Origin of the sequence: Thalassotalea sp. G2M2-11, assembly GCF_017168195.1 — a bacterium.
Taxonomy (GTDB): domain Bacteria; phylum Pseudomonadota; class Gammaproteobacteria; order Enterobacterales; family Alteromonadaceae; genus Thalassotalea_E.
Genome location: NZ_JADNYL010000001.1, coordinates 352,506 through 365,026 on the forward strand (window position 1 = coordinate 352,506; position 12,521 = coordinate 365,026).

Annotated in this window: 11 protein-coding genes and 4 tRNA genes; 14 read left to right on the top strand and 1 reads right to left on the bottom strand. The window is 39.9% G+C overall.

Features of this window, described 5'->3' with window-relative positions; translation table 11 throughout:
- The first annotated feature begins 11 nt into the window (after window positions 1-11).
- The 14 genes from IV514_RS01480 (at window position 12) to tuf (ending at window position 11,172) form a co-directional block, all read left to right on the top strand.
- Window positions 12-221, top strand: coding sequence for a hypothetical protein (locus IV514_RS01480; RefSeq protein ID WP_206483145.1), 210 nt, complete (start codon window positions 12-14; stop codon window positions 219-221).
- A gap of 18 nt (window positions 222-239) precedes the next feature.
- Complete coding sequence (locus IV514_RS01485; protein ID WP_206483146.1) at window positions 240-1,403, top strand: hypothetical protein; 1,164 nt, start codon at window positions 240-242, stop codon at window positions 1,401-1,403.
- A 4-nt stretch (window positions 1,404-1,407) separates the two neighbouring features.
- Complete coding sequence (locus IV514_RS01490) at window positions 1,408-2,547, top strand: nucleotidyltransferase family protein (RefSeq protein ID WP_206483147.1); 1,140 nt, start codon at window positions 1,408-1,410, stop codon at window positions 2,545-2,547.
- Window positions 2,548-2,716: 169 nt separating this feature from the next.
- Window positions 2,717-3,892: an outer membrane beta-barrel protein gene (locus IV514_RS01495; RefSeq protein ID WP_206483148.1), complete on the top strand. Its 1,176-nt coding sequence runs from the start codon at window positions 2,717-2,719 to the stop codon at window positions 3,890-3,892.
- 18 nt (window positions 3,893-3,910) lie between these two features.
- Entirely contained in the window at window positions 3,911-4,423 is a 513-nt protein-coding gene (locus IV514_RS01500) for a polysaccharide biosynthesis/export family protein (protein WP_206483149.1), read from the top strand.
- A complete protein-coding gene (locus tag IV514_RS01505; RefSeq protein WP_206483150.1) occupies window positions 4,420-6,573 on the top strand; it encodes a polysaccharide biosynthesis tyrosine autokinase in 2,154 nt (717 codons plus the stop codon). The genes IV514_RS01500 and IV514_RS01505 overlap by 4 nt, the downstream gene beginning before the upstream one ends.
- A 102-nt stretch (window positions 6,574-6,675) precedes the next feature.
- Window positions 6,676-7,692, top strand: coding sequence for a UDP-N-acetylmuramate dehydrogenase (gene murB / locus IV514_RS01510; RefSeq protein ID WP_241242139.1), 1,017 nt, complete (start codon window positions 6,676-6,678; stop codon window positions 7,690-7,692).
- A 1-nt stretch (window position 7,693) separates the two neighbouring features.
- Window positions 7,694-8,671 carry a bifunctional biotin--[acetyl-CoA-carboxylase] ligase/biotin operon repressor BirA gene (gene birA / locus IV514_RS01515; RefSeq protein WP_206483152.1) on the top strand — a complete coding sequence of 326 codons (978 nt, stop codon included), beginning with the start codon at window positions 7,694-7,696 and terminating at the stop codon, window positions 8,669-8,671.
- Window positions 8,668-9,402: a type III pantothenate kinase gene (locus IV514_RS01520; protein WP_206483153.1), complete on the top strand. Its 735-nt coding sequence runs from the start codon at window positions 8,668-8,670 to the stop codon at window positions 9,400-9,402. Before birA ends, IV514_RS01520 begins: the two co-directional genes overlap by 4 nt.
- Window positions 9,403-9,526: 124 nt before the next feature.
- Window positions 9,527-9,602, top strand: a tRNA-Thr gene (locus IV514_RS01525).
- Window positions 9,603-9,635: 33 nt separating this feature from the next.
- Window positions 9,636-9,720, top strand: a tRNA-Tyr gene (locus IV514_RS01530).
- Window positions 9,721-9,749: 29 nt separating this feature from the next.
- A tRNA-Gly gene (locus tag IV514_RS01535) sits at window positions 9,750-9,823 on the top strand.
- Window positions 9,824-9,836: 13 nt separating this feature from the next.
- Window positions 9,837-9,912 (top strand) — tRNA-Thr (locus IV514_RS01540).
- 75 nt (window positions 9,913-9,987) lie between these two features.
- On the top strand, window positions 9,988-11,172 hold the full coding sequence (tuf, locus tag IV514_RS01545; protein WP_206483154.1) for an elongation factor Tu: 1,185 nt from the start codon (window positions 9,988-9,990) through the stop codon (window positions 11,170-11,172).
- 679 nt (window positions 11,173-11,851) lie between these two features.
- Here tuf and IV514_RS01550 read toward each other — a convergent pair.
- A complete protein-coding gene (locus IV514_RS01550; RefSeq protein ID WP_206483155.1) occupies window positions 11,852-12,238 on the bottom strand; it encodes a hypothetical protein in 387 nt (128 codons plus the stop codon).
- Window positions 12,239-12,521 lie beyond the last annotated feature (283 nt).

Here is a 12,521-nt window from a genome sequence, read left to right on the forward strand (position 1 = left end):
TACTGTAGCGTATGAGTCAACAACAAGAACAAAGTATAAAACAAAATCAGCCGTTAGCAGATGCATCGCATATTGAAACAGATGAGCAACGCAGGAGGTTTATGGAAAAGTTCGGTAAACTTGCCGCAATCACGCCTATTGCTCTCACTACTATGATGTCACCTGCCAACTCTGCTCCCCCCCGTTCAGGCTGCAACAGAAACGGTAAAGGTTGTCGATAGTGACCTTTGGGTTATGTCATGATGACTGTGACTAAGTTCTCTCTTAATACAGATTATTTAACGCTATTTGTTGAAAATGATAGTGCTTTAGTGTTCCATCATATAAAACAATCGTTATTTCATTTATCTCCTTTATCCGTGAGCTTATTGTTAGCCCTAGATCAAGGGGTATCAGAGCAACAAGCCATTCAACAGGTGTTAAAGGCTAGTGACTGCCGTCAAGTAGATATCGAATCTCACCTTGCTTCAGTGTCTGATTTGTTTAATAAACAACCGCAGGAAAAACACTATTTAGCCGAGCAGTATCCCGAAATAAGTCGACCAGTACCGGAAATAGATAGCTGTTCGTCAAAATGTTACTGTGTTAATGACAGTTACTTTGTCATTGAAGCGGATTCTGTGGCGTTTACTGATGAAGTCAGTCGATTGCTAGCACCTTGTAGAAAGCACAATAAACTAATTGATTTTTATGTTGAGATCCGTCAACACAGTGATCATAGATTTTCATTTAGCTGTAATGGTTATTGTATTGAACAATCACTGCCCTATGAACAGTTAATGCCCGAATTAATTGAGCGTATGCAAGTACTTGCTTACCAAAAAAGTGATTATCTTTTTTGTTTCCATGGAGCTGCACTGAAAAATTCAAACCAATGTCTTTTATTGCCAGGAGTGTCAGGAGCAGGGAAATCAACATTAGCGGCGCAATTAGCTCAGCGCGGCTTTGCCTTGTACTCTGATGAAATGATGGTGTTAGATCCCGATTTTAATTTAATCTCGCTGGCGTTACCGATAGCGGTTAAATCTGGAAGTTGGCCTGTGCTGACCGCTGAGTATCCGAGTTTAGCAAAGCAAAGCGCTTGGCGAAAACAAGATGGACGAGTGGTCAAATATTTATGGCCACAGCAATTTGTCGTTTCACCAACACCGTCATGTCAAATGCGCTTGATTAACCCAGAATTTACGGCTGCTGAGCAGGGCAGTGAGTGCAATGAAGGCTTTCAAGAGCAGCCCTTGACTGTGATAGAGGCGTTAGCTGTATTAACGCAAAGTGGTTATCAAGTGCATCAAAAACTTGATATTAACCTTGTTGAGCGATTATTTGTTTTTTTGAGTCGGATGACGCGTAGTCGTATGCAATATGCTTGCTCGAATAGCGTGTTAGAGAAGTTATCGAGTTAATGCTATGTCACAGCAGAAATTGCCACCGATAACACATTATCATCTTGAACTGTTCACCCAACTATTAACAGCTAGTGAGTTAGATTGTACAGAGACAATCGTCGTTCTTAACGATGAAAAACACTACTTACCCATAGTACAAATAGCAAATGAGTTTTGGTTGACGTCAGCTCTCATAGAGCAACTAAAACATAAGCAATTGTGGCAAGCTCTACCGCCATTGCTAAGAGAATATTTGGCGCAAATCGCACAGACTTATCAGGAGCGAACAGATAAAATACTGGAAGAAATACACCATTGTTGCCAGCTTTTAACTGCCAACGATATTCGTGTGCTGTTGTTGAAAGGTGCTGCCAGTATTTTAAATGGCACTTATGACAATAACAGTAGTCGATACATGGTCGATATTGATTTACTCATCCCTCAAGAGCAATTACTAAAAGCTCAGCAAGTATTGCAACAAGATGGTTATCAGGAGTTTACCCAGCCTTTTGATATACACCCACATCACCATCATCATTTGCCGGCCTTAAAACGGGCAAATAGTGTCACATCCATTGAGTTACACTATTTGCCGTTAAAATACTCACTCAGCAATATGTTGACAACTCAGCAAGCATGGCAAAAAGCGAGTCCTTTAATGATCTCGAATGCCAATCATGTTGAGCAATTGTCTGCTACGCATCAATTTATACTTGCGGTGGCCCATTCTGAACTGGCAGATGACAATTACCGCAAGAACAAGTTAAACCTTGGTCAATTACATCATATCTATATGATCGCTCGATATTTCTATAATGATATTGATTGGTTGGCTGTGCAGCAGCATTTTGAGCGAGTAGGAAAGCAAGCCATTTTGATTACGGTTGTTGTGCGTTTACAGTCTTTATTTTCACTGACAATATTGCCAGAACTAGGACAAAATAAATCGTTAACTGACTACGCTGAGCGACAGCTTACTCGAGCAACTAAGCGCTACCTTAAACAGCAAAGTGATTTTGGCCGGTTTGAAGCCATGATTGAGGTGGTTCATGGTTATCGTGTTTCAGTGATCCGTTCGCTATACGGCGGCAATGATTGTTTATCGCTGGCACAAGGCTACTTTCGCCACCTTTATCGTCACCTATCAAAGCTTATTAAGTAATGTATTGATTTAATTGGTTTTGTAGTGAATTATGGCGGTGCTATATCGTCACATGATGTTACAAATGTGTAATTATTAGGTTTAAAACTTGTTTTTTATGCTGAAATGCTGTGCAATAAGCAGACAATAAGAATAATATTCGTAAAATACATTAATGATTGTGCGTGAAATGACAATTTGTTTTGCCGTGTTTGGGATGCTTTTGTTCTCAGTACATGCGGTCGGTGAACAAAATTTATTTCATACTAAAACAGGTAACATATTTGAACTGCGGATAACACCTGAACTGGGTTATATCGATAATTTTCTATATAGTTATCAACAAAGGAAGGCAACTTCTTACGTTGCCATACATAGTCAAGCAAAACTACAAGTAGCGCAGCAGCGACAATTGTTCTCGTTAGATGGGAATTTTCATCATTATAACTACCAAAAATTTTCTCAAGATAACCATAGTAACTTTGTGATATCACCAAGCTATCGTTATAAAGTTGCAGATAAACAAATATTTTATTTACGTGGCAAAGCACAGGAGCAGTATGAGTTAAGAGGTACTGGCTTGTCATTAGGAGCTGCTGAGTCTTTACGAGTTGGAGATAGTAAAGCCATTACCTCATTTGATGCTGGTTATTTATTTGGTCAGACAGACTCAATGGCGAAATTGTCTGTGAATTTAAGTTTTTATGATAGTCGATATCAAACACGCAGAGCGTTGACACGCACACTTGATCATCAACGACAGCAAGCGGGTATTAGCTTTGATTATTTATTGTCAGGAAGTACTTACTTAGCGAGTGAGCTGGATATACAAAACATTGAGTTCACTCATAACCAACAACAAAATAAGCAAAAGATAACTGGGCTGGCAGGTATTAAGTGGCAAACATCAATAGCAACGCGCTTGTCTGCGTTATTAGGTTATCAAAAAGTTGCATTTGAACAGCCAGGGTTTGACGATGATAGTGCGTTCAGTTGGCGCTTAGATTGGTATTGGCATCCGATTGATTCGACAAAATTTATAGTGCGCTCAAGTCGGGATTTTCAGGAAGCGAACAGATTGAACAATAGCTATCGGGTTGTCGACAGTCATCGCATGGAATTATCACATCAGTTTTATCCCTATTTAACCAGTGAAGTGCAAGTAGGAGTTAACCAAGAGCAAGTGATGTACAGCAATATGCATATTGAAGAAGATTATTGGTTTGCTCAGGCAAGTGTAAATTATCAGCGTAATGAGTGGTTATCGTTTTATCTACGTTACCATTTTGAAAACTTTAATACCGAAACGTTATTGTTAGATTATCAACGGAATGCGGTAGTGTTTGGGGTCAATGTTCGTGTTTAGCATTAATTGGGGCAACTCATGAGAATACTGGCGAGTGTTTTTTTTGTTCTATTAATTAGCAGTGCTAATGCTTCTGACTATTTGTTAGGAGCAGGCGATAAAATTTTAATTTCAGTCTATGGTGAGCCAGATTTAACCCTTAATACAAAAATCAGTAAATCGGGCATCATTTCGTTTCCTTTTTTAGATGATATTAAAGTGATTGGGCTATCAACTAAGTCCTTAGCACAAAAAATTAGTAACGGGTTATTAGGTGATTATTTGATTGACCCTCAAGTAACTGTCTCGATTGTTGAGTACCGCCCCTTCTTTATTCATGGGCAAGTGAAAACCCCAGGTGGTTATTCGTATCAAGATGATTTGACATTAGATAAAGCGATTGCATTGGCTGGCGGTTTAACCAGTCGAGCATCTAAAACGGATTGGAAAATTACAAGGACAGTTGATGGTAAAAGCATGGTAGTAACTGGGGTTGTAATGACCCCAATATTACCCGATGACATAATTAAAATAGAGCAAAGTTTTTTTTGAGTGATAAAGAACATCTACAGTTAGCAGCAACGCAAGAAGAAGTTGTTTTAAAGGAAATATTAAGCCCACTGTGGAGTAAACGATGGAAAATATTAGCTTTTGCACTACTAGTTTCGCTAGCAGTAGGATTGTACGCCTCTTTTTTGATGCCGTCTTATCAAGCGACAGCGATACTGCAAATAGGCAGTAATCAACCGAGTAATACCTTATCAATTAAGAAAGCTTTTAATGAATCTGCTGCGAGTTGGGAACAAGTACAAACACAATACGAACTGTTACGATCTCGTAAATTTGCTGAACGAGTGGTAACCACTTTGCAGCTTACTGAGCATCCAGCCTTCAGCAGTGGTAAATATAAAGAACATGCGTTATTTTCGGACAATGACGCTGAGCAAATAACTAGCTTATCGTTTAGCCAAGCGGTGGCAATATTACAAGCGGGTTTAACCATTACGCCGATTGTTGATACCGAGTTAGTGAAAATAAGCTTTACTGCCTATGATGCCGAGTTAGCCAGTGAAGTGGCCAATCAAATTGGTCAAACTTACTTGGAATATCAAGATGAATTACACAGTGCGTCAAAAGAGTCCACCTCACATTGGCTGGTTGACCAATTACAAGAATTGGCGGTTAAGTTAGAGGTATCTGAGCAGGCATTGCAGGCGTTTAGAGAGCAAGAAGGCATTGTCGATGTAAAAGGGATTGCAGGCTTAATTGAATCGGAACTGACTGAGCTTACTTCTTCTGCGTTAAAAGCCTCTAAACAAGTTGATGATTTGAAGGTGACTTATCAGTTTATTCAGCAGCATAAAGGGGAGCCCTTACTACTGATTGAACTTTCCGAGATAACCAATAGCCCTAGTTATATCAAATTACGTACCGCGCAAGATCAATTGGAAAGCAAAGTAAATGAGCTGTCGCAGCGTTATGGTCCAAAACATCCAAAGCGCAAATCAGTGGAAGCCGAGTTACAGTCGCTAAGCACAAACTTGGCCAGGCAAGTGGCGGAGCAAGTGACAGCGATTGAGGAAGCTTATTTCGTCGCGCAAGCCAAAGTAGAGGCTCTTGATGAACGTTTAGCTAAAACAAAAGCTGAATTTCTACGTATTAGCCGTTTGAATAATCGCTTTTCACAATTACAACGAGAGGTGGAAACTAATAAAGAGCTTTATAGTAGTTATTTGGTTCGATTAAAAGAAACCGATGCGATGGGGAATTATAAATCCAATTTTTATGTACGCTTTATTGATAAAGCAATCACCCCTCAGTTTCCCGTTGCTCCGAATAAATCTTTAATGGTGATCATGGGCTTCGTTTTATCGGTCGCCTTGACGGCATTTATTGTCGTGATGAAAGAGCTGTTAATGGATACATTAAATTCTCGTCGTAAGTTAGATAGCTTTCATGAGGCAGACATTCTTGCGGTGCTACCTAAATTTAAAGCGACTCGAGATTATCAAAAAGGTACTTGTACGGATAACCGTTTTGTTGAGGCGATTCGTTCGTTAAGGACATCACTGTTGCTGAGCAATGATAAAAAGCCGCCGCAAGTTATCGCTATTACTTCTTCTGTACCCAATGAAGGCAAGTCAACCGTGGCATTGCAACTGGCTCGTTCATTTAGTGAGATGGAAAAGGTGCTCCTGATTGAGGCGGATATGCGTCATCCCACGATATATAAAAGTTTAGACCTTGATATGCACCGCCCAGGTTTGTCTAATTTATTAGCCAAAACCCATCAAATTAATGAGTGTATTGTGCGAGATACCAATGTTAGGTTGGATATTTTAACGTCAGGGATCACCCCAGCTAACCCGTTAGCATTTTTATCGATGAAACGATTTAATATGTTGATCAAAGTTTTTAGTAATTTTTATGATCGTATTATCATTGAAACACCACCTGTTAACGCGGTGAGTGATGCTGCTATCACCTCTCGTTCAGTCGATAGCGTATTATATGTTGTTCATAGCACTAAGACTAAACGTGAACACATTACTTCGGGTCTTAAAGTGTTAAGTCAGGTCAATGCCCCAATCGGCGGTGTTATTGTCAATCAAAGTGAAAATATTGATACCGATAACTATCATAATAAGTATTATCATGACAAAACGAATATTATTAAACTCCCCGTGCGAAAATATGGATAAAGGCGGTTGTCAATTATCGGATAAAGCATACCGCTGCTGATACTTTTGCATTACAATAGTTGAAATTTTTTGTTTTAATCAATCTTGTTAGCGAGTCATCAATTGCAATTGACCCAATATAATAGCTTTGCTATTGCTGCTTATTGCCCTCATTACTATGCGCCAAGTTCTATAGAGCAGCTCAACGACATTTTTCCTTTACCTGACCAGTCGTTTTATATTTTAGGGGAAGGTAGTAATACCTTATTTGTTGAATCCACAACGCCTACTATTATTCAGCCTAATTTTACTGGTATAAGTGTAAAAGAAGCTGCGCATCAAGTTGAGCTGACAGTAAAAAGCGGTGAAAACTGGCATCAATTGGTTGAGTTTTGTTTAGCCCGTGGTTATCACGGGATAGAAAATTTAGCGCTGATCCCTGGTAGTGTTGGGGCTGCGCCAGTGCAAAATATTGGTGCTTATGGTGTTGAGCTTGCCGATGTAGTGAAAAGTGTTCAATGGTATGAATTTGCTAAGCAGAAACTTCACACTCTGTCGAAAGCGCAATGCCAGTTCGCCTACCGCGACAGTATTTTTAAGCACCAATATTACGGAAAAGGACTGATAGTGTCCGTCACCCTTACGTTATCTAAACAATGGGGGCCTAACTTATCTTATCAGGGCTTAGAAGCGTTAGGGCTACAGGCAACAGCTGAGCAAGTATTTAATCAAGTTGTACAGCTTCGCCAAGCAAAATTACCGGATCCTAAAATTTTACCGAATGCGGGCAGTTTTTTTAAAAACCCAATTGTCGAGCTTGATGTTTTTCATAAATTACAGCAGGTTTACCCTAATATGCCATCCTACCCACAAGAGGATAATCAAGTAAAGCTCGCAGCGGGCTGGTTAATTGAGCAAAGTGGCTTGAAAGGTTATAGGCAAGGTGAAGCTGGCGTGCATAAGCAGCAAGCATTAGTGTTGGTCAATCATGGACAGGCAACGGGTAAAGACATTTATCAATTAGCGCAATACGTACAGCAGCAAGTTGCACAGAAATTTGATATCTGGCTAGAGCCTGAAGTGCGTTTGTTAGATGACAAAGGCTTAATGCCATTAGTTCATAAAGAAAAGCAACGTTAGTATGGCAAATTCAGTAAAAGAACAACTAATCAAACAATTAGCTAGCGGACAGTTTGTTTCTGGTGAACTGATAGGTAAAGAGCTGGGTATTAGCCGCGCCGCAGTTTCAAAGCAAATTGCGGGTCTAGCAGAGATGGGAATTGATGTCTTCAGTGTGACTGGTAAAGGGTATCGATTAGCTTCTCCCATTTTATTGCTCGATAAAACAAGCATCCTCGCCCAACTTTCCGTACAAGCATTAGCGACTAAGTTAGAAGTGCATGCACTGATTGATTCAACCAATAGTTATTTAATGCGTCGTATTCCTCATCAAATTAAACAAGGGCAAACGATCATTGCTGAATACCAATCTGCTGGGCGAGGACGGCGAGGCCGACAGTGGATATCGCCATTTGGTTCACATATTTATATGTCTATGTATTGGTACTTAGAACAAGGTATGTCTGCGGCTATGGGACTGAGTGTGGTAACTGCTTTAGCTGTCAGTGATGCGATTAAGCGGCTTTACCAGATTGATGTGGAGTTGAAGTGGCCGAATGATATTTACCTCGAGGGTAAAAAGTTAGCTGGGATTTTAATTGATCTTGAAGGACAAGCATTAGAACCCTGTCATAGTGTTATTGGCATAGGACTGAATATTGCGATGCCATTAGATGCCGCCAATGAAATTGATCAGCCTTGGACAGATTTACAATCTCACCTGACAACTCAAGTTGACCGAAATGAGCTATGTGCAGCCATTATCAATGCCTTATATACCCGATTAGAACAACACAAACATCATGGTATTGTTACTATGGTGGATGATTGGTTAGCTCAGGATTTGTATTTAAATAAATCAGTGAAGTTGATAACGGGAGATAGAGAAGTGTTAGGTGTTTGCCGAGGTATCAATAATCAAGGGGCACTATTGCTGGAAAGTGACGGACAAATAAAGCCTGTTTACGGCGGTGAAGTAAGTGTTCGGGGACGTGAATGAAGGTATTGTTTGATATTGGTAACACTCGTACTAAGTATGTGTTTTATGATAATGGCCAGATGTCAGCGGTACATTATGTTGATACCGCTTCATTGTCACATACCTGGTTATCTCAACAATGTGATCACGTAGCTCAATGTCTGATTGCCAATGTATCACAGCAACAAGTGACAGAGCTGATAGAACATTGGTTTCAAAAACGAGCTATTGATTGTTTGGTTATACAAACGCAAGCGCAGCGTTTTGGTGTTACTTGTGCCTATGATATGCCTGAATGCCTAGGGGTTGACCGTTGGTTAGCACTGCTTGGCGCAAAAAAACTCTTTCCGGATAACCATTGTTTGGTTATTGATGCAGGGACAGCGACAACGATTGATCTATTACAGGCGACAGGGGAGCATTGTGGAGGCTGGATCTTACCTGGGGTAAATTTATTATGTAGTAGCTTATTGGCTAACACCGAAAATGTGGTCGCTGAAACTAAAGCGATTGACGATATTGCCTTTGCTAAAAATACTTCAGAGGCAGTCAATCAAGGTGCTTGGGTTGCAACTTTAAGTGCTATCGACACGGCAAAGCAACTTGCTCAACAACAATTGAAAATTTCCGAACAAGCATTAATTGTGATACTAACGGGTGGTAATGCAAAATCGTTAGCAGCGTTATTAACCAGTGATAATCATGTTATTTGTGATTTATTATTTGTTGGTATGCTTAGTTATGGCCATTGATGTCTTATTTTTTAACTAAGTGTTGAATAAAAAAACGTCAAACAGTAAAAAACATGCTTTTTTTTACGTTTTTGTATTGCAAGGGGCAAAACATTACTCTAGAATTCGCACCACTTAATGTAGTGCCGACTTAGCTCAGTTGGTAGAGCAACTGACTTGTAATCAGTAGGTCGCCAGTTCGACTCCGGCAGTCGGCACCATTAATACACTTTAAATAGTGAGTTAAAAAATATGGAGGGGTTCCCGAGTGGCCAAAGGGATCAGACTGTAAATCTGACGGCTCCGCCTTCGGTGGTTCGAATCCACCTCCCTCCACCATTTTTTATAGAGATATTCTGATAGAATATGCGGACGTCGTATAGTGGTAATACCTTAGCCTTCCAAGCTAAAGCTGCGGGTTCGATTCCCGCCGTCCGCTCCATCTTTGTCGTCGTGCTGATATAGCTCAGTTGGTAGAGCGCACCCTTGGTAAGGGTGAGGTCGGCAGTTCAAATCTGCCTATCAGCACCACTTCTTATATTCTATCTAATATCATTACATTCATATAAATTATTACATTTGTTAAGACCCTAGAGGTATTTTAAAATGGCTAAAGAAAAATTTGAACGTTCGAAACCGCACGTAAACGTAGGTACTATCGGACACGTTGACCACGGTAAAACTACGTTAACAGCTGCTATCTCTGCGGTATTAACAAAAACTCACGGTGGTGATGTTCGTGATTTCGCACAAATCGATAACGCTCCAGAAGAGCGTGAGCGTGGTATTACAATCAATACCTCTCACATTGAGTACGATACAGCAATCCGTCACTACGCACACGTAGACTGTCCAGGTCACGCCGATTACGTTAAAAACATGATCACAGGTGCTGCACAAATGGACGGTGCTATCTTAGTAGTAGCAGCGACAGATGGTCCAATGCCACAAACACGTGAGCACATCTTATTATCACGTCAGGTTGGTGTACCTTACATCATCGTATTCATGAACAAATGTGACATGGTAGATGACGAAGAGTTATTAGAATTAGTAGAAATGGAAGTACGTGAATTACTTTCAGAATACGAATTCCCAGGTGATGACTTACCAGTGATTCAAGGTTCAGCATTAGGTGCATTGAACGGCGAAGCACAATGGGAAGAGAAAATCATTGAATTAGCAGACCAATTAGATACATACATTCCAGAGCCAGAGCGTGCGATTGACGGTGCATTCATCATGCCGATTGAAGACGTATTCTCAATTTCAGGTCGTGGTACGGTTGTAACAGGTCGTGTTGAGCGTGGTATCATCAAAGTAGGTGAAGAAGTAGAAATCGTTGGTATTCGTGAGACACAAAAGTCTACTTGTACAGGTGTAGAGATGTTCCGTAAGTTGCTTGACGAAGGTCGTGCAGGTGAGAACTGTGGTATTCTTTTACGTGGTCTTAAGCGTGAAGACGTAGAGCGTGGTCAAGTATTATGTGCACCAGGTTCAATTTCTCCTCACACTAAGTTTGAGTCAGAAGTTTACGTATTATCAAAAGATGAAGGTGGTCGTCATACACCATTCTTCAAAGGTTACCGTCCACAGTTCTACTTCCGTACAACTGACATCACAGGTGCAGTAGAATTACCTGAAGGTGTAGAAATGGTAATGCCAGGCGACAACTTGAAGTTTGTTGTAGAGCTAATCAACCCAGTAGCGATGGACGAAGGTTTACGCTTCGCTATCCGTGAAGGTGGTCGTACAGTAGGTGCTGGTGTTGTATCAAAAATCATCGACTAATTGATGATTAGATAGAATATCTAAACTGATTAAGAAAGGCGCTTAGGCGTCTTTCTTGCTATCTGGCGGTAACAAAAAGAAGGTGATGCATGAGTTGGTGTTGTATCGCTGTACCTAAGAGATAGCATCGACTAATTGATGGTTAGATAGAATATCTAAACTGATTAGGAAAGGCGCTTAGGCGCCTTTCTTGCTATCTGGGTAACAAAAAGAAGGTGATGCATGAGTTGGTGTTGTATCGCTGTACCTAAGAGATAGCATCGACTAATTGATGGTTAGATAGAATATCTAAACTGATTAGGAAAGGCGCTTAGGCGCCTTTCTTGTTATCTGACGGTAACAAAAAGAAGGTGATGCATGAGTTGGTGTTGTATCGCTGTACCGAAGAAGTAGCATCGACTGTTCTCGATATTTTGGCTTCACATTAGAACTGATTGAAAAAGGGGGCTTCGGCATCCTTTTTTGCGATTTGGTTGTGATAGAAAGCGTGGGAAATGTTAAGGCCATCAGTGATATGCAAGTACTATTTAACCTCAGGTTTGTATAATAAATAGTGCTAAGTCCAATAAAACAGTAACTTAACAGTATCTGATATTTATAGCTTGATAAATTATGGTGATTAATCACGATTAACAAAGGAGGGTTAAAATGATCTCAGTTATGGTGGGCGTTAATAGGATTAACTGAGAGGGGAGAAAAACACCATATAATAATCATCAAATAAATATTCGTTAACTTCACAATATACCCTATATCGGTGTGTGCCATTGAATTTGCTTTTGATGTTCACATCCATGGAAACGTACTCAGCGTTTTCATCAACAGATTCAATAACCAACTCCCATTGTGCGGTAACTACTTTTTGATAGTCTTTGTCAGGAAAGGCAACTTTAAACCAAGTGCTTTTATCGGGAATATCTTGGAGTGACCAACCTAGTTCTTTATTAAATCGTGTATTTAAAAATATGATTTTATGATTGGAAGTTAACTCATCATCTTTTACTAAGGCTACACAAAAAGGCAACTTATTAAGATATTGTTCGATAGTGAAAGAAACATTCATCAATAAAATAACCCTTATGTCATTGAATATAGCTATCCTGTAAATATAGTTATAGCGTTAGGATATAACAAATAAATCATGAAAGGGCGTTATCGTTATAGATTGATAGGGTAAGGAAGTGCTTTGAGAGAAACGCTTATCTTAGCGAAGATAAGCGTTTATAAAGAAATAATTTTGGGCAAAATTATTCTATTCTTTTTCTGAACTTTCAGTCGTTTGCTCTACTTGTTCTTGCTCATTTTCTTGTTTTGCTTCATGGTTTTCACCACCGCATTGTCCACAACAG

Excerpts from the sequence above, each read along its gene's own strand:
- IV514_RS01485 (WP_206483146.1), top strand. The coding sequence starts at position 240 with ATGATGACTGTGACTAAGTTCTCTCTTAATACAGATTATTTAACGCTA.
- IV514_RS01495 (WP_206483148.1), top strand. The coding sequence starts at position 2,717 with ATGACAATTTGTTTTGCCGTGTTTGGGATGCTTTTGTTCTCAGTACAT.
- IV514_RS01520 (WP_206483153.1), top strand. The coding sequence starts at position 8,668 with ATGAAGGTATTGTTTGATATTGGTAACACTCGTACTAAGTATGTGTTT.
- tuf (WP_206483154.1), top strand. The coding sequence starts at position 9,988 with ATGGCTAAAGAAAAATTTGAACGTTCGAAACCGCACGTAAACGTAGGT.
- IV514_RS01480 (WP_206483145.1), top strand. The coding sequence starts at position 12 with ATGAGTCAACAACAAGAACAAAGTATAAAACAAAATCAGCCGTTAGCA.
- birA (WP_206483152.1), top strand. The coding sequence starts at position 7,694 with ATGGCAAATTCAGTAAAAGAACAACTAATCAAACAATTAGCTAGCGGA.
- IV514_RS01500 (WP_206483149.1), top strand. The coding sequence starts at position 3,911 with ATGAGAATACTGGCGAGTGTTTTTTTTGTTCTATTAATTAGCAGTGCT.
- IV514_RS01490 (WP_206483147.1), top strand. The coding sequence starts at position 1,408 with ATGTCACAGCAGAAATTGCCACCGATAACACATTATCATCTTGAACTG.